The sequence below is a fragment of the Amycolatopsis sp. NPDC058986 genome (genome assembly GCF_042741125.1).
In the GTDB taxonomy this organism is placed as follows: domain Bacteria; phylum Actinomycetota; class Actinomycetes; order Mycobacteriales; family Pseudonocardiaceae; genus Amycolatopsis.
On record NZ_JBHYJW010000010.1, the window covers coordinates 130,604 to 146,295 of the forward strand.

14 protein-coding genes are annotated in these 15,692 nt (G+C 69.1%); 10 read left to right on the plus strand and 4 right to left on the minus strand.

The window, feature by feature from the left end:
* Positions 1 to 179 precede the first annotated feature (179 nt).
* A complete protein-coding gene (locus ACFW0G_RS12370) occupies positions 180 to 1,439 on the minus strand; it encodes a DUF222 domain-containing protein (protein WP_378325112.1) in 1,260 nt (419 codons plus the stop codon).
* A gap of 505 nt (positions 1,440 to 1,944) precedes the next feature.
* Between ACFW0G_RS12370 and ACFW0G_RS12375 the strand changes: the two genes are divergently transcribed.
* The 6 genes from ACFW0G_RS12375 (at position 1,945) to ACFW0G_RS12400 (ending at position 9,971) form a co-directional block, all read left to right on the plus strand.
* Positions 1,945 to 3,195: a glycosyltransferase gene (locus ACFW0G_RS12375; protein WP_378325206.1), complete on the plus strand. Its 1,251-nt coding sequence runs from the start codon at positions 1,945 to 1,947 to the stop codon at positions 3,193 to 3,195.
* Positions 3,192 to 5,348 (plus strand): ArnT family glycosyltransferase, encoded by a 2,157-nt coding sequence (locus ACFW0G_RS12380; RefSeq protein ID WP_378325114.1) that lies wholly within the window; start codon positions 3,192 to 3,194, stop codon positions 5,346 to 5,348. The genes ACFW0G_RS12375 and ACFW0G_RS12380 overlap by 4 nt, the downstream gene beginning before the upstream one ends.
* Positions 5,349 to 5,428: 80 nt before the next feature.
* Positions 5,429 to 6,166 (plus strand): response regulator transcription factor, encoded by a 738-nt coding sequence (locus ACFW0G_RS12385; protein ID WP_378325115.1) that lies wholly within the window; start codon positions 5,429 to 5,431, stop codon positions 6,164 to 6,166.
* A complete protein-coding gene (locus tag ACFW0G_RS12390) occupies positions 6,163 to 7,641 on the plus strand; it encodes a sensor histidine kinase (RefSeq protein ID WP_378325116.1) in 1,479 nt (492 codons plus the stop codon). Before ACFW0G_RS12385 ends, ACFW0G_RS12390 begins: the two co-directional genes overlap by 4 nt.
* A gap of 22 nt (positions 7,642 to 7,663) precedes the next feature.
* The gene (locus ACFW0G_RS12395; protein WP_378325118.1) at positions 7,664 to 8,833 is read left to right on the plus strand and encodes a glycosyltransferase; all 1,170 of its coding nucleotides are present in this window, start codon (positions 7,664 to 7,666) and stop codon (positions 8,831 to 8,833) included.
* A gap of 106 nt (positions 8,834 to 8,939) precedes the next feature.
* Positions 8,940 to 9,971: a PQQ-dependent sugar dehydrogenase gene (locus ACFW0G_RS12400; RefSeq protein WP_378325119.1), complete on the plus strand. Its 1,032-nt coding sequence runs from the start codon at positions 8,940 to 8,942 to the stop codon at positions 9,969 to 9,971.
* Positions 9,972 to 9,975: 4 nt separating this feature from the next.
* On the opposite strand, the gene ACFW0G_RS12405 is transcribed toward ACFW0G_RS12400, so the two are convergent.
* Positions 9,976 to 10,707, minus strand: a complete 732-nt coding sequence (locus tag ACFW0G_RS12405) for a hypothetical protein (protein ID WP_378325120.1) — start codon at positions 10,705 to 10,707, stop codon at positions 9,976 to 9,978.
* Positions 10,708 to 10,811: 104 nt separating this feature from the next.
* Here ACFW0G_RS12405 and ACFW0G_RS12410 point away from each other — a divergent pair, with 104 nt between their 5' ends.
* The 3 genes from ACFW0G_RS12410 to ACFW0G_RS12420 all read left to right on the plus strand — a co-directional run bounded on the left by ACFW0G_RS12410 (position 10,812) and on the right by ACFW0G_RS12420 (position 13,633).
* Positions 10,812 to 11,453: a TetR/AcrR family transcriptional regulator gene (locus ACFW0G_RS12410; protein WP_378325121.1), complete on the plus strand. Its 642-nt coding sequence runs from the start codon at positions 10,812 to 10,814 to the stop codon at positions 11,451 to 11,453.
* An 84-nt stretch (positions 11,454 to 11,537) separates the two neighbouring features.
* Positions 11,538 to 13,202 carry a choice-of-anchor A family protein gene (locus tag ACFW0G_RS12415; RefSeq protein ID WP_378325123.1) on the plus strand — a complete coding sequence of 555 codons (1,665 nt, stop codon included), beginning with the start codon at positions 11,538 to 11,540 and terminating at the stop codon, positions 13,200 to 13,202.
* A 146-nt stretch (positions 13,203 to 13,348) separates the two neighbouring features.
* The gene (locus ACFW0G_RS12420; RefSeq protein ID WP_378325124.1) at positions 13,349 to 13,633 is read left to right on the plus strand and encodes a hypothetical protein; all 285 of its coding nucleotides are present in this window, start codon (positions 13,349 to 13,351) and stop codon (positions 13,631 to 13,633) included.
* Here ACFW0G_RS12420 and ACFW0G_RS12425 read toward each other — a convergent pair.
* Entirely contained in the window at positions 13,600 to 14,187 is a 588-nt protein-coding gene (locus ACFW0G_RS12425) for a TetR/AcrR family transcriptional regulator (protein ID WP_378325125.1), read from the minus strand. The genes ACFW0G_RS12420 and ACFW0G_RS12425 overlap by 34 nt on opposite strands.
* Before the next feature lie 75 nt (positions 14,188 to 14,262).
* Here ACFW0G_RS12425 and ACFW0G_RS12430 point away from each other — a divergent pair, with 75 nt between their 5' ends.
* Complete coding sequence (locus ACFW0G_RS12430; RefSeq protein WP_378325126.1) at positions 14,263 to 14,679, plus strand: SDR family NAD(P)-dependent oxidoreductase; 417 nt, start codon at positions 14,263 to 14,265, stop codon at positions 14,677 to 14,679.
* On the opposite strand, the gene ACFW0G_RS12435 is transcribed toward ACFW0G_RS12430, so the two are convergent.
* Complete coding sequence (locus ACFW0G_RS12435; RefSeq protein ID WP_378325127.1) at positions 14,634 to 15,662, minus strand: alpha/beta hydrolase-fold protein; 1,029 nt, start codon at positions 15,660 to 15,662, stop codon at positions 14,634 to 14,636. The genes ACFW0G_RS12430 and ACFW0G_RS12435 overlap by 46 nt on opposite strands.
* Positions 15,663 to 15,692 lie beyond the last annotated feature (30 nt).

Consider the following 15,692-nt stretch of genomic DNA (forward strand, 5'->3'; position numbering starts at 1 on the left):
GAACCGAGTCGCCGGGCCGCAAGTACCCGAGCAGTGCATCGTGAGGACGGCGAAAGTCCTGGTGTAAAGCGCGTTTTCATCCCACCTGCTCTATGGGTGGGGCATGGGGCGAGGCAACGCCTACCGTGACACGGGACCAGGGAGGTCTCGGTCACCTTCGGGCAGTCACTCCGGGCGGCTTAGGTTCTGAGGTGGATGGTGTTTCGTCGTGGTGTGCGGGTGGCGTCGAGCCAGGCGGGTGGGATGAATTCTGGTAGTCCGTCGGTGGTGATGCGGACTTCCCATGGGGAGTGGTGGATGAGCTTGTGGTGGACGGAACAGAGGAGGACGAGATTGTCCACTTTGGTCTCGCCGTGGTGTGCCCAGTAGGTCACGTGGTGCGGCGTGCAACGGTAGGCGGGGACATTGCATCCCGGGAAGGCGCAGCCGCCGTCGCGACGGGTGAGGGCTCGTCGGATCGCCGGAGTGGCGAGGCGTTGGGCCCGTCCCACATCGAGGGGTTCGCTGTGCGAGCCCAGCACCATCGGAATGATCTTGGCGTCACAGGCCAGCCGTCGTGCTTCGGCGGCGGTGATCTCGCCGAGCAGATCAAGAGTCGCCTGCCCGATCCCGGTCCGTAGTTCCTTGAGCCCGACGGTGACGACAATGTGCGTGGCTTCTCCGGCCTGTGTCGGCAGGTCGGGATGTTCGGCCCACATCCGCACCAGCTCCGAGAACGCGCAGCCGCGTCGCTCCCACTGGGTTCGGGTGTCGCGCCCCTCCTCTTCGGTGGCGGGGCGTGGTTTCGCGAGTGGGTCGAGCATGGCTTGCAGGCGTGCGGAGGTCTCGTCGTCCACCCGGGCCTTGATGTGATGTCCGCCATCCCGGTGCGGGGCGAGGGAGAACTCGGGCTGGAAGGGTTTCGGTTCCCGGGTTTTCGGCTCCCGACCGTCCGGATCAAGCTGACTCAACAAACGCCGCCCGGCGGCACGGATTTCCCGGGGTCCGGCGGCACGGGCGAGTTCGGCGAGGATCTTCTCCGCCTGCTCCCGCTGATCCACCGGCACCGCCTTGGGGAGTTTGTCGAGGACCCGGAGGATCTCGTCGATCTGGGCGGCGCCGACCGCGCCCTCGGATGCGGCCTGCGCGGTCACGGGTGCCGTAGGTGGCTGCTCGCCGGTGGTGAGATCGCGGGTGCTGTTCAACGCCAGTGCCCGCGTCGCGCGGGCTTTCGCCTCGCCGTACGGGATGTTCAACGTCTCCTGCAACAGTCGCACCAGACTCCCGTACCCGGTGGTATCGCGGATGCCGCGTCGTTCCAGTTCGGCCATCACCTCGCCCTGCACGGCGGCTTCCCGCCGCTGCACACACTCGGACTCCAAGAGCCGTGTCAGCAGGCAGCCGACATCGACGCGCCACCACTCGGTGCGCGTTGCGGAGGTGCTGCTGTCGACTGCCACGACATCAACGATACGCCGCCCGATCGAACATGTGTGCTATCGATCGGGTGAACCTGTGACACGCAATTTTCCTTGCTGCGTAAGGGTTCTAGCTCATCTTGTATCCGCACGGGGTAAGGTGGGCACGGTGAGTTCTGGGGTGGTGTGCGGGTAGCTACCCGTATGACCGGTGCGTTTCCGGCCAGGGCGCGGCACACGGCTGACGCCCTTGGAGCAGTATCACCGGATTCTCATTCACTTTGCCCGCGTCCTTCCGCGCCGCCGGTCACGACTAGCTCGCTCCGAATCAAACTCGCGGCTGTAACCGCGTCCCAAGGACTGGACGGCTGAACCCACGACGGGGTGAAGATCAGGACATCGGGCGCCAAACCACCACCCGGTTGCCGATTCACAGGTTCCTTTGAGGTTGTGCCCAGGCTTCTCCCGCACCCGCTCGACATACCTGGAGTAGGCCCGAGGGACGGGCAGTGCGACGGATCGGGGACGGGTGGTCGGCTTGAGTGGTGTGATCGCGCCAGGGGAACGTGCCGGGGGCGGGGGTGCTCGCGGCCCGGCGGGGCGGACGGCGACGGTCGACGTCGTGATCCCGGTGTACAACGAGGAACGGTCGTTGCCGGGGTGTGTCCGGGTGTTGCACGAGTATCTCAGCGAGCAGTTCCCGTTCGAGTGGACGATCACCGTGGTGGACAACGCCAGCACGGACGCGACCCACCAGGTCGCCACCGCGCTCGCCGGCGAGATCGAGGGCGTGCGGGTGCTGCACCTCGACCGCAAGGGCCGGGGGCTGGCACTGCGGACGGCGTGGGGCTGGAGCGACGCCGACATCGTCGTCTACATGGACGTCGATCTGTCCACCGGGCTCGACGCGTTGCTGCCGCTGGTGGCCCCGCTGACCAACGGGCATTCCGACGTCGCGATCGGCTCGCGGCTGGCGGCCGGGTCGCGGACGGTACGCGGGCCCAAGCGCGAGCTGATCTCACGGTGCTACAACTGGCTGATCCGCATGTCGCACGGGGCGGGGTTCACCGACGCCCAGTGCGGATTCAAGGCCGCGCGCACCGACGTCGTCCGGCCGCTGCTGGAGCACCTCGAGGACGATTCCTGGTTCTTCGACACCGAGCTTCTCCTGCTCGCCGAGCACAACGGCCTGCGGGTGCACGAGGTCCCGGTCGACTGGGTCGAGGACACCGACACCCGCGTCCACGTGGCGAGTACCGCGCTCGACGACGTCCGCGGGCTGATCCGGGTGGCCAGGAACAAGGCGAGTGGCGCGGCGAAGGTGGCCGAGTTGCCGCGACGGCCCGATCCCGCACCGATCCATCCGGACGCCGTACTCGCGCGCCGGGAAACAGGGCTGTTGTGGCAGGTCCTGTCGTTCGCGTTGATCGGGGTGATCTCGACTGCCGCGAACCTCGCGTTGTACGCGTTGTTCCGCACGGTGTGGCCGTTGCTGGTGGCCAATTTCGCGGCGTTGACCATCACGACGTTGTTCAACACCGAGGCGAACCGGCGGCTGACGTTCCTCGGCGCGCGGGGATCCACCGGGCGCGTGCATTTCCAGGGGCTGCTCGTTTTCGCGCTCTATTACGCGTTCACCTCCGGCGCGCTCCTCGCGTTGCACGCGTTCGTCGCACACCCTTCGACCGCGCTGGAACTGTTCGTACTGCTGGTTTCTTCGGCGATCGGCACCGCCGGGCGGTTCGTGCTGCTCCGCGGCTGGGTTTTCAAACACACCGAAAGGAAGGCGTCCGCATGACGACGGCAGCCCGGCCCGCCGAGACCACGAGCGTGCCGCCCGGCGAAACGACGGCCGCACCCACCCGTCCGAGATGGCAGCCGTACGCGCTGGCGGCGATCGTGGTGCTGTCCCTGCTGCTCTACGGCTGGGGAATCGGCTCGGAAGGCTGGGGGAACACGTTCTATTCGGCCGCGGTCAAGTCGATGGGGCAGAGCCTGACGAACTTCCTCTTCGGCGCCTACGACCCGGCAGGCGTGGTCACCGTGGACAAACCGCCGATGGCGTTGTGGCCGCAGGTGTTCTCGACCTGGATCTTCGGGTTCCACGGCTGGTCGCTGTTGCTGCCCCAGGTGATCGAGGGCGGTGCGGCGGTTTTCCTGTTGCACCGCACCGTTCGCCGGTGGGCGGGGGAGAACGTCGCGTTGCTGGCCGCACTGGTCCTCGCGCTCACCCCGATCACGGTCGCGATCAACCGGGACAACAACCCGGACACGCTGCTCGTCCTGCTGTGCGTCGCCGCGGCGTACGCGTTCACGCGGTCCGTGGAACCGGGGATCACCTCCCGCAGTGCGACGAAATGGTTGCTGCAGGCCGCTTTCTGGTGCGGCTGCTGTTTCGTCACCAAGATGCTGGCCGGGTGGATGATCGTGCCCGCGCTCGGGCTCGCGTACCTGTTCGGCCGGAACGCGCCGTGGCAGCGCAAGGCACTCGACCTGCTGATCGCGACCGGCGTCCTGCTCGTCAGCTCGCTGTGGTGGGTCGCGCTGACGGCCTGGTGGCCGGGCGAGAAGCCCTACATCGGTGGCAGCGCCGACGGTTCGGCCTGGGACCTGATCATCGGCTACAACGGGCTCGGCCGGGTCTTCGGCCAGAAGATCGGCCCGAACGGCGGCAGTATGGGCGGTCCGGGTGGTCCGGGCGCCATGGTGGGCGGACCCGGCGGGCCCGGTGGCGGGCCGGGTCCCGAGTTCACCGTGGGAGCCGGTTTCGGCGGGGACGCGGGGATTTCCCGGCTGTTCGGCAGCGAGGTCGGCGGGCAGATCAGCTGGCTGATCCCGGCCGCGCTGCTGGTGCTGATCGCGGTCGCGGTCGCGGGCGTGCTCCGGTGGCGCCGCAAGGAACCCGCGGATCACTTCGGGCGCGCGGGCTGGTGGCTGTGGGGTTCGTGGCTGGTCGTGATCGGCCTCGTGTTCAGCTACCAGGAGGGCATTTTCCACTCCTACTACACGACGCAGCTCGCGCCCGCGATCGCCGCGCTGATCGCCGCCGGCGCCGCGGTGTTCTGGCGCTACTACCGCGCTCCCGCCGGGTATTCGTGGCTGCTGCTCCCCGCCGGGGTCGCGCTGACCGCGGTCTGGGCGTGGGTGGTGATCTCCCGCGACACGTCGTGGCACGGCTGGCTGCGGTACGCCGTCGCGGCCGCCGGGGTGCTGGCGGTGGCCGGGCTGGTCGTCGCCCGGCTGGTCAAGACCGGGGCCGGGGCGCGGGTCGCCGCGGTACTCGGCGTGGTCACGATGCTGGTGACGCCCGGGGCCTGGTCGGTCGCCAAGGCGGCGACGTCCACCGGTGGCGGCCTCGGTGGGGGCACGTTGCCGTCCGCCGGTCCGAACACCGGGATGCCGGGCGGGATCCACATCGCGGGCGGCGGCGGGCCGGGCATGCCGAACGTTCAGGAACTCGAGGAGATCATGACCACGGGCAAGACGCCCGGCGGACGCCGGATCGGCGGGGCCGAGCTTTCCGAGGAGCAGCGCGGAATCCTCGACTACGTCACCGCGCACAGTGGCGACGCGAAGATCAAGCTCGCGGTCGAGGGCGGCTCGATGGGCTCGGCGGGCTACATCATCAACAGTGACGCCACGATCATCGGGATGGGCGGGTTCATGGGCGGTGACGACGCGCCCAGCGTCGACAAGCTGGCCGCGTGGCAGCGCGACGGCGCACTCGGGTTCGTGCTCAGCAGCGCCAAGGAGGACGCGAACAAGCAGGGCCGTCGCGGCGGGCTCGGGATGTCCGAGGCGTCGACCGCGCGTATCGCGTGGGTCCAGCAGCACTGCACGGCGGTGCCGCCGAGCGCGTACGGCGGTTCCGCGCCCGAGCCGCGGACCGGGCAGCGGATGATGCTGCCGGGTGGCGAGTCGGACACGCTGTACGACTGCCGGGGCAAGTAGATGTCACTCGAACGGGTGAGTCGTCGGGAAGGACGTTGTGGTTCACGCGGACTTCCCGGCGGCTCGCCCATCCTGAACCGGTGAACGAGACCACCCCGCAGCCCGCCACCGTGCTGGTGGTCGACGACGAGCCGAACATCCTCGAACTGCTTTCCGCCGCGCTGCGGCTGAGCGGGTTCGAGGTGCATTCGGCGGACACCGGCACCGAGGCGATGGCCATCGCCGCCCGCGCCGCCCCGGACATCGTCGTGCTGGACGTGATGCTGCCGGACTACGACGGGTTCACCGTGGCCACGATGCTCCGTGCGGCCGGGAACCAGGTGCCCGTGCTGTTCCTGACCGCGCGCGACGCCGTCGAGGACCGGATCGCCGGCCTGGTCGCGGGCGGGGACGACTACGTCAGCAAACCGTTCAGCCTGGACGAGGTCGTGCTGCGGCTGCGGGCGATCCTGCGCCGGACCAAGAGCGCCGAAGGCACCGAGGAGTCCGCCGGGCGGCTGCGGTACGCGGATCTGGAGCTGGACGAGGACGCGCACGAGGTGCACCGCGGCACGCGGCCGATCCGGTTGTCGCCCACGGAGTTCAACCTGCTGCGGTACCTCATGCTCAACGCCGAGAAGGTGGTCAGCAAGGGACAGATCCTCGATCGGGTGTGGCATTCGGAGTTCGACCGGGACAGCAGGATCGTCGAGTCCTACATCAGCTACCTGCGGCGCAAGATCGACGCGCACGATCCGCCGCTGATCCACACCATCCGCGGCGTCGGCTACACGCTCAGGCTCGCCCCGGGCCGGGCGGACGACCGGCCCGCGCCGTGATCCGCCGTCGCCGCTGGACGCTGCGGACGCGCCTGCTGCTGGCGCTGCTCGCGCTGACCGGGATCGGGCTCGCCGCGTTCGGGATGCTGAGCGTGACGCTGCTCGACAGGTCCCAGCTCGACCGGGTCGACAGCCAGCTGGCGGTGATGGCGGAGAACGTCGCCTCGCCGGACCGTCCGCCGCCGCGTCCGCCGGTGGAGCTGAACTCCGCGGAACGGCTGCCGACGGATTTCCGCGTGTTCTTCTTCCAGACCGCGGGCGAACTGACCGACCAGGTCGGGGTGACCAGCAAGATCACCTCCGCGCCGGAACTGCCGCCGATGGACGCGGCGTCGGTCCGGGAACGGGCGGGTACCCCGGTGACCGTGCCGGACCGCGGTGGTACCGGCGAATGGCGGGTGCGCACCGTGGTCCAGGCGCCGACTCCGGCCGAGCCCCGGGGCGGCACCGCCGCCGTCGCGCTGTCGCTGGACACAGTGAACGCCACCACCGCCAAACTCCGCACCATCGAACTGGCCGCGGGATCGGTGCTGCTGGTGATCATCGGCCTGACCGCGACCTGGCTGGTCCGGCTGGGGCTGCGGCCGCTGACCAGGATCGAGCACACCGCGAAGGCCATCGCGGACGGCGAGCTGGACCGCCGGGTCGCCGAGGACGATCGCAACACCGAGGTCGGCAGGCTGGGCGCGGCGTTCAACGTCATGCTCACGCGGATCTCTTCGGCGCTGAAGCAGCGCGAACAGTCCGAAGACCGGCTACGGCGTTTCGTCGGCGACGCCTCGCACGAACTGCGTACGCCCCTGACATCCATCCGAGGTTTCGCCGAGCTGTATCGCAAAGGTGGCGCCGAGAACGAAGCCGACGTCGAGCGGTTGATGGGCCGCATCGAGAGCGAGGCGATCCGGATGGGCCAGCTCGTCGACGATCTCCTGCTGCTGGCGAGGCTCGACCAGGAACGCTCGCTGGACCTCACCGAGATCGACCTGGCCGTCCTCGCCGAGGACGTCGTGCTCGACGCGCGGGCGAGGGCTCCCGAACGCGAGATCTCCTTGTGCCGCCCGGAAAAGCCGGTGCGGGTGATCGGTGACGAGCACCGTGTCCGGCAGGTCATGACGAACCTGGTCGGCAACGCGCTGGTGCACACCCCGGCCACGGCGGGCATCCACGTGTCGGTCGGCTTCGAGCCGGCGAACCGCCGGTCGCGCAAGCCCACGGCCGAAGCAGGCGGGCAGCCGCCGAGGACGTCGACGCTCGCGGTGTTCGAGGTCCGCGACGAGGGGCAGGGGATCCCGCCCGGCGACGCTTCCCGGGTGTTCGACCGGTTCTACCGGGTGGATCGGGCACGTTCTCGTGGCGGCACCGGGCTCGGCCTCGCGATCACCGCGGCGATCCTCGAGGCACACAACGGCCGGGTCCAGGTGTACACGCGGCAGGGGAAGGGGACGATCTTCCGCGTTTTGCTCGCGCCCACGTGACGGGGTGCGTACGGTCTGGCGAATGCGTCTCCTCTTCTCCTCCGGCGCCGGGCACAGCCACATCGCGCCGATGCTGCCACTGGCCACCGCCGCGCGGGACGCGGGGAACGACGTGGTGTTCGTGACCGGTTCGCGCGCGGTGCGCTATCCGGAGGCGGCGGGACTGCACACGGTCGCGATCGACGGGACGGCCGATGAGGCGTCCGCCCGATACGCCGAGAAATATCCGCTCGAACGCATCAGGACGCTGCCGCGCGACGAGGCGCTGTCGTCCATGATCGCGTACTACCTGGTCGGCGTCGGCGCGGGCAGCAGGCTCGGCGAGATGCTGGCATTCGTGCGTGACTGGGAGCCGGACCTCGTGGTCGGCAATCTCGCCGAACGCGCCTCGGTGCTGGCCGCGGACCTCGCCGGGGTGCCGTATGTCATGCACGCCATCGGCCCGCCCAAGCCGGCCGGGGTCATGGCGGCGGCCTGGGAGGTGGCGCACGAACTCGTGCGGCCGTACGGCGTCGAGCGCCTGCCGTCGCGCGAAGGCGTGCCCTATCTCGACATCTGGCCCGAGGCCCTGTGGCCGCGCGACACCGCGTGGGAATACCCGACGCGCTGGCCGCTGCGTCCGGAGAACGTCGTCCCCGTCGACGCGGAACGTCCCGCCGTGCTGGCCGGAATGCCGTACGAGCGCACGGTTTACGTCACTTCGGGCACGTCACACAACACCCGGCCCGGGGTGCTGGAGGCGATGATCGCCGGGCTGCGCGGCGTCGAGGTCAACGTGATCGTCACCATCGGCCGCGACGGCGACCGCGCCCGGTTCGGGGCGCAGCCGGACCACGTCCGGATCGAGCACTTCGTGCCGCAGGAACAGCTTCTGTCCTTTGTGGACGTCGTGGTGTGCCACGCCGGCGCGGGCACGATTCTCGGCGCGCTCGCGCACGGCGTACCACTGGTGGTCTCGCCACTGGGCACCGATCAGTTCGACATGGCCGATCAGGTCGTCGACGCGGGTGTCGGCCTGCTCGCGGGTTCCGGGGCGCCGTCGGAGGAAGCGGTGCGCGCGGCGGTCCTCGAGATTCTCGGGAATTCGTCGTTCCGGGAACGGGCCGCGGTGATCGCCGGGAAAATCACCGCGATGCCCGCGCCCATGGACATTCTCGACCGGCTGAAGGCGTACGCGGCAAGCGGTTCCTGACGATTTCGGAATGGCGGATTTCCGACTGCTTTCTGGTCACGGCCGGACGAGTGCGCCACCATGGCTGCGACCGGACAACCACGTGGTGTGACCGTGGGAGGACGCTGTGAAGCTACGCCGGATTTTCGTCGCCGCCGCCTGCGTATTGGCCGCCGGGCTCGGTGTTCCCCCGCCCGCCGGGGCGGCGCCGCAAGCGGTCCGGACCATCGTCGGCAACCTGTCGGTGCCGTGGGGGCTGGCGTTCCTGCCCGACGGGACCGCGCTGACCACCGAACGCACCACCGGCCGGGTGCTCTCGATCAAGGGCGGGACGGCGACGGAGGTCGCGAGGATCCCCGGTGTGCGGCCGAACGGGGAAGGCGGGTTGCTGGGTATCGCCGTTTCCCCGGACTACGCCACCGACGGCTGGCTGTACGTCTACTACACGGCGGCGTCGGACAACCGGATCGCCCGCTTCAAACTCGGTGGCGCCGCGCCGCAGCCGATCCTGACCGGGATCGCCAAGAACTCCTTCCACGACGGCGGCGGGCTGGCGTTCGGCCCGGACCGGATGCTCTACGCGACCACCGGGGACGCGGGCGCTCGCGCCAACGCGCAGAACCTGAATTCCTTGAACGGCAAGATCCTGCGGCTGAAGCCCGATGGGACCGCGGCGCCCGGGAATCCGTTCAATTCGCGCGTCTACAGCTATGGGCACCGCAACGTGCAGGGCGTGACCTGGGCTCCGGACGGGCGCATGTACGCCTCGGAGTTCGGCGAGAACACCTGGGACGAACTCAACCGGATCGAAGCCGGGAAGAACTACGGCTGGCCGAACTGCGAGGGCAAGTGCGGTAATCCGTCCTATGTGGACCCGTTGCTGGTCTGGCCGACCAGGCAGGCGTCCCCCAGTGGCATCGCCGTCTACAAAGGATCCGTCTATCTTGCCGCGCTCGCGGGCCAGCGGCTCTGGCGGGCCCAGCTCACCGGAGACGGTGGCGTCGGGCAGCCGCAGTCGCTCTACCAGGGGCAGTACGGCCGGCTGCGCGCCGCGGCCGTGGCGCCGGACGGCACCCTCTGGTTCAGCACCAGCAACCGGGACGGCCGCGGTTCGCCAGGGTCCTCCGACGACCGGATCCTGAGCACCGACGGTAGCTGAGTGCTCAACCGTTCGCGCCGGTCCGTGGTTTCCGGACGATGGTGAGTACGGAACCCACGGACCAGCGCGGCGTCTTCGCGAGGTCGCGTTCGGGATCGATCAGACGACGTCCGGCGAGCCAGACGACGGCGCCGAGCGCGAAACCGTACGCCGCCACCAGGCCGTGCCCGTTTTCCTGGGCGAACCACAGCGCCAGGCCGAGCAGGGGAACGCTGAGCGCCAGCAGCTTCTCCTTGATGACGCGGCTTCGCACCAGGAGCACGGCAGCCAGCGTCGCACCTAGGAAGTAGGTAGCGCCGGAGCTGCCGGCGAAGTTGCGGGGATCGGTGCTGCCTTCGGTCGCGCCGAACAGTGCGTCGACGAGCTCGGGCAGGAAGATGCCCGCGGCGAACAGCGCCAGCATCAGCGGTCCGCCCCAGAACCACTCGGCCAGCGCGCCGATGACGGCGAGGGTGACCAGGTTGTAGACCGCTCCGATCGGGCCGCCGTTCTGCATGAACACCGAAGTGAGCACGCGCCACCAGCCCGTTTTCGCCGGGTCGGCGTCGAAGGCGTCCATCGCCCCGCTCCAGCAGAGCTGCGTGACGACCCCGGCGACCGCCACGGCGGTGAGCCCGGCCGCGAACCAGGGGAGGCGCCGCCGGGTGATCGTGTCGGCGCCGACGACCGTCCGGCCGCTGAGGAACACCAGCATCATCAGCGCCGCCGTCGTCAGGTTGAACAGCACCGCGTCCATCGTCGCCCCCGTTTTGAACAGTGTTTGAATCCGGTCACCGTCGACCGTAGCAGGTGTGCCCGGCGGATTCAAACAGTGTTTGAAAGCTGCGCTACGCTGGGGTCGTGAAGCTCACCAAGGACCGGATCATCGACGCGGGTATGGCCACCTTCGCGGAGGTGGGATACCAGGCGCTGTCCATGCGGCAGGTGGCCGAACGGCTCGACGTGCACGCCGGGAGCCTCTACTACCACGTGCGGAACAAGCACGCGCTGCTCCAGTTGATGGCCGACCGCGTGACCCGGCAGGCGTACGACGCCGGGACCGCCGCACTCGCCGCCCTGCCTGAGGACGCGGGCTGGCGGGAGCGGATCGAGGCGCAGGCGAGGACGCTGCGCGAGAGCATCAAACGCCATCCCGGCGGCGCGATCCTGCTCGCCGACAGCCCGAAAGTGCTCAGCGACGGGGCGCTGTCGCTGATGGAACGGCTGTTGCGGACCCTGGCCGACGCCGGGGTGCCCGAGCGGGAGCGGATCATCGGGGCCGACGCGGTGCTCAGCTATGTGACTGGTTTCGTGCTGCAGGAACAGAGTGAGTCCGCCGTCCCGGCGGCCGGTGCCGTTTCCGCCGATCTGGGTGAGCGTTTTCCCTTGACCGTCGAGGGCGCGCCGATGTACGAAGAGGACGAGATGTTCGCCAGAAGCATTCGCCTGCTCTGCGCGGGAATCGGAAATCTTCTCGGCGGAAATGCGGATACCGGCGAATAGGCTGTGGTGGCCATCTCGCCCGGTCGGGGGTATTTTCGCAGTCCGATTGGGTGTTTGCCGCCGATCCGCACAAGAATCTCCCGCATGCGCGCACGGCGGTTTGCTTCGATCTCAGCCAGTGTTGCCGCCGCGGTGTGCGCGGTGGCCATTGTGGTCACTCCTGGTGGCGCGGTCGCCGCGCCGTTGCCGGGCGGGCTCGGCCCGTGTGTCGGCAGTGACTGCCCCAATCCGTTCCCGCCGGTGCACAACGGCGGGATTTCCGGCCACGACAATGGCATCAACGTCTTCGTCGGCGGGGACATGCGGGTGCGCGAGGCGGCCGCGGAGGCCGAGGGCCGCGTCGTGGTCCTCGGTGGTTTCGACATGGCGAAACGGCCCGGTGCCTCCTCCATCTACAACGTCGGCGAGGCCGGAGTGGGATCGCGAGTGCCGCCGCCGGACGGCGCGGACTACCTGACCACCGGCGGCAACGTGAGCATCGCCAATGGTCAGCGGCTGCTTGCCGAGCGCGGCGTAGTCCGGTACGGGGGAACGCTCACCGGCACCGTCGTCGGCACGCCGAAGGCCGATCCTGACGCTGCCAAGCCGTACGCGAATCTACGTACCGAACTGCGCCTGGCCAGTCAGTGTTACGCGCGCCAGGACACCCGCCCGAGGCCCGCCACGGGCACCGCGGTCAACCAGGGTTATCAGACGTTGTTCACCGGCGACGGGAAATCCACGCTGCAGGTGTTCAACGTGGACTTCGACATCACCGGGCGCGGCGGGGGAATGCAGGGCATCGCGTTCGAGGGCATTCCCGACGGCGCCACCGTGCTGGTCAACATGACCGGCGGCGCCCGCACGATCAACACCTACAGCGGTGACCTCGGCGACCAGGACCCGATCAACAAACTGCGGCAGCGGCTGCTGTGGAACTTCCCGGACGCCACCAGCGTGCGAATCGCCGGCGGCGCGCAGTTCCAGGGCAGTGTGCTGATCGGCAATCCGGGCAGCCTCGCCACGATCACGCCGTCCGGTATGAACGGCCGCTTCTTCACCACCGGATCGCTCCTGCACACCTCGGAGCCCAATGGCGGCGGTGGTCAGGAATTCCACAACTACCCGTTCACCGGCGACCTGCCCGACTGTGCCACCGCGCCGACCACGACCCCGACGACGCCCACGACGAGCACGACTTCGACCACTTCGACGACATCGACCACTTCGACGACTTCGACCAGCCCGACGACGAGCACCACGTCGACGAGCCCGACCACCAGCACCACGTCGACCACCTCGACGACGAGTACGACGTCGACCAGTCCGACGACGAGCACGACCTCGACCAGTCCGACGACTTCGACGACGAGCACGACTTCCACCACGTCGACCACCTCGACGACGAGCACCAGCCCGACAACCTCGACGACGTCGAGCACGACTCCGACGTCGAGCACCAGCACGTCGAGCACCACGCCGACGACGTCGACCGGTCCGACGACGAGCCGGACCACGACCAGCGGCACCACGACGTCCGGCACGAGCAGTACGTCCAGCACCACGCCCGCCCCCGGGGTGACCACCGGCACCACCCCGGACCAGGGCGTGGGGCCGGGGACCGGGCCCGGCGGTGGCCCGTCCGGTGACCAGCCGCTGGCGTCGACCGGCACCGACATCCGCGGCACGCTGGTCGCCGGGGTCTTCCTGCTGACCCTCGGTGGCGCCCTGGTGGCGGTGACGATCCGGCGCAGGCGTCGCGAATCCTGACCGGGGATTCCGAGCGGGCCCCTTCCGGCGAAATGCCGGGAGGGGCCCGTTTTCTGTGTGTTCCGTCGCGCGATGAGGTCAGTTTTCCCGTCCTGGCAAGGGAAACGGACTGTTTGACTCGGTGGTGAACAGGGAGAGGAGTCTCGATGCGCGAGTACTGGCCGCAGATCCGGTTGTGGCTTCTGGGGCTGGGTTGTCTCGCCCTGCTCGTCCTCGGCATCCTGTCGCTGACGTCGTCGGACGACGGCGTGACCTGCGGTGGCAAGACGATGCATGTGGGAGACCGGTGCGCCTCCTCGGGCGTCACACGGAGCAGGGACGAGCAGGCGTCGGAGAACACCGGCCGCAACTGGATCTTCGTCGCGGTCGGCGGCCTGGGTACCCTCGGTTTCGCGGCCTACGGCGTCTTGGCGCTCAGGCGCCGGGTCTGACCGCTCAACGCGCCTTCGACGAGTTCCAGCCAACGCTCCCGATCGGACTTCGCGGTCTCGACGCCTGGTGAGCTGTTCAGGAGCAGGATCACGTCGTCGACCGTGAGGTCGGGCCGGACGGCTCGCGCCTGATGCGCCATGGCGATCATGCGCTCGACGGACTCCTTCGCCTGCTCTCGCATCGCCTGGAACGGATCCGGCGCCACTTCGGAAAGCGCGGCGCGGAGGAGCCGTTCGTGCCCCATTTCGACGACCACCCGCCGGATCAGGGCCAGGATTTCGTCGAGGGCAGTGCTGTGGCCGTCGGCGATCCTGAGCACGGCGGCGTCGAGCGTCGCGGCGATCGCGGCGCCGAGGTCCTCCGCGATGGTCTGGATCAGGTCCTGTTTGGTCGGGAAATGGCGATAGAGCGTGCCGACCGCGACGCCCGCCTTCGCCGCGATGTCGTCCATCCCCGCCTCCGGACCGTGCGCCACGAAGACGGTCCGTGCGGCTTCGAGGATCGCCTCCCGGTTGCGCGCCGCGTCCGCTCGTAAGCCCGTTCGCCTGGTCATGTCACCCCTTGCCGAGAAGATGAACTACTGGTTCACTATAAAACATGAACGAGCGGTTCATGTTAGGGGGTGAACATGGGTGACTGGACCGAGGCGGACATTCCGGATCAGCGGGGCCGCGTCGCGGTGATCACCGGTGCCAACACCGGGATCGGCTTCGAAACAGCCAGTGCGCTGGCGCGGCGAGGCGCGCGAGTCGTGCTCGCCTGTCGTGATGGGGACAAGGCGAAGGACGCCGCCGGGCGGATCGGCCTGGACGTGGACGTAGTGCGACTGGATCTGGCGGCGCTGGCGTCCGTGCGAGCGGCGGCCGAAGAGCTGACGGCGCGCTACGAGCGGATCGACCTGCTGATCAACAACGCCGGGGTGACCGGTCTGACCGGACGTACCGAGGACGGCTTCGAGATCCGGTGTGACGCCGAGGATTTCCCTTGTGTGGCAAGGAGTCAACGGGCCAGCCGGTCGGCCAGCCAGGCGAGCGAGAGCGGGTAGCGGTATTCGATGGCCGCGTGCCCGGCGTCGAAGAGTTCGAAGTGGACACGGTCGTCCGGCAGGCCGATCTTCGCGATCTCGGCGCGGAACGCCTCGGCGCCGAGATCGAGGTAGTACTCGTCACGGGTGCCCGCGTCGATCCACACCGCCCGCAGCGACCGGATGGCCTCCGCGTACCGCGGCGCCATCCGCACCGGATCCCAGTCGAGCCAGCGCTGCCACTGCTCGGGACGCGGCGCGCCGGTCAGCGGGTCGAACGGCAGCTCGGGCGTGCCGTCTTCGCGCGCGGAGAAGCAGGCCGCGACGCCGAGCAGTGACAGCAGCAAGGGATCTTCGGGCTTCGTGAACGCGGTGCGCGACTCGAAGTCGGCCCACCAGCGGGTGATGTCCTGGCCGTAGTCGCGCAGGGCTCGCGCGGCTTTGCCGAAGTCGGCGAGGTAGGACAGTTCGTAGAGGGTGTCCCCGGCGTGCGTGGCCAGCGCGCCGAAGACGTCCGGGCGCAGCATCGGGGTGATCATCGCGCCGAAGCCGCCGGAGGACTTGCCGGTGATCGCCCGGGATTCCCGGTCCGGGATCGTGCGGTAGTGCTCGTCCACCCACGGCACGACCTCGTCGCAGAGGTAGGAGTGATACCGCCCGGTGCCTGGCGAGTCGACGAACTGCGAACCGCCGTACCTGGTCCACGCGTCGACGTAGACCACGACGCATCCGGGTGCGGTGCCGCCGGCGAAAACGGCGTCGGCGGTCTCGGGAAACGGCTGACGGAACGGCGTGCGGTTGGCCCACATCGCCAGGTGCCCGGTGTACCCCTGGATGACATACACCGTGGGATATCGGACATCCGGGCTTTCGTCGTAGCCGGGCGGGACGTAGACCCACAACGGCCGCCGGTGCGGATCGCCGAGCGGGTTGTCCCGCAGCAGCGCGGAGTCGAGGATGTGCCGGTCGAGCCGGCCGGCGAGTTCGGCTTCCCAGGGCAACATGGGGCCAGTCAAGCACGGACTACTGGGCGT

Excerpts from the sequence above, each read along its gene's own strand:
- ACFW0G_RS12380 (WP_378325114.1), top strand. The coding sequence starts at position 3,192 with ATGACGACGGCAGCCCGGCCCGCCGAGACCACGAGCGTGCCGCCCGGC.
- ACFW0G_RS12395 (WP_378325118.1), top strand. The coding sequence starts at position 7,664 with ATGCGTCTCCTCTTCTCCTCCGGCGCCGGGCACAGCCACATCGCGCCG.
- ACFW0G_RS12405 (WP_378325120.1), bottom strand. The coding sequence starts at position 10,707 with ATGGACGCGGTGCTGTTCAACCTGACGACGGCGGCGCTGATGATGCTG.
- ACFW0G_RS12415 (WP_378325123.1), top strand. The coding sequence starts at position 11,538 with ATGCGCGCACGGCGGTTTGCTTCGATCTCAGCCAGTGTTGCCGCCGCG.
- ACFW0G_RS12420 (WP_378325124.1), top strand. The coding sequence starts at position 13,349 with ATGCGCGAGTACTGGCCGCAGATCCGGTTGTGGCTTCTGGGGCTGGGT.
- ACFW0G_RS12425 (WP_378325125.1), bottom strand. The coding sequence starts at position 14,187 with ATGACCAGGCGAACGGGCTTACGAGCGGACGCGGCGCGCAACCGGGAG.
- ACFW0G_RS12430 (WP_378325126.1), top strand. The coding sequence starts at position 14,263 with ATGGGTGACTGGACCGAGGCGGACATTCCGGATCAGCGGGGCCGCGTC.
- ACFW0G_RS12435 (WP_378325127.1), bottom strand. The coding sequence starts at position 15,662 with ATGTTGCCCTGGGAAGCCGAACTCGCCGGCCGGCTCGACCGGCACATC.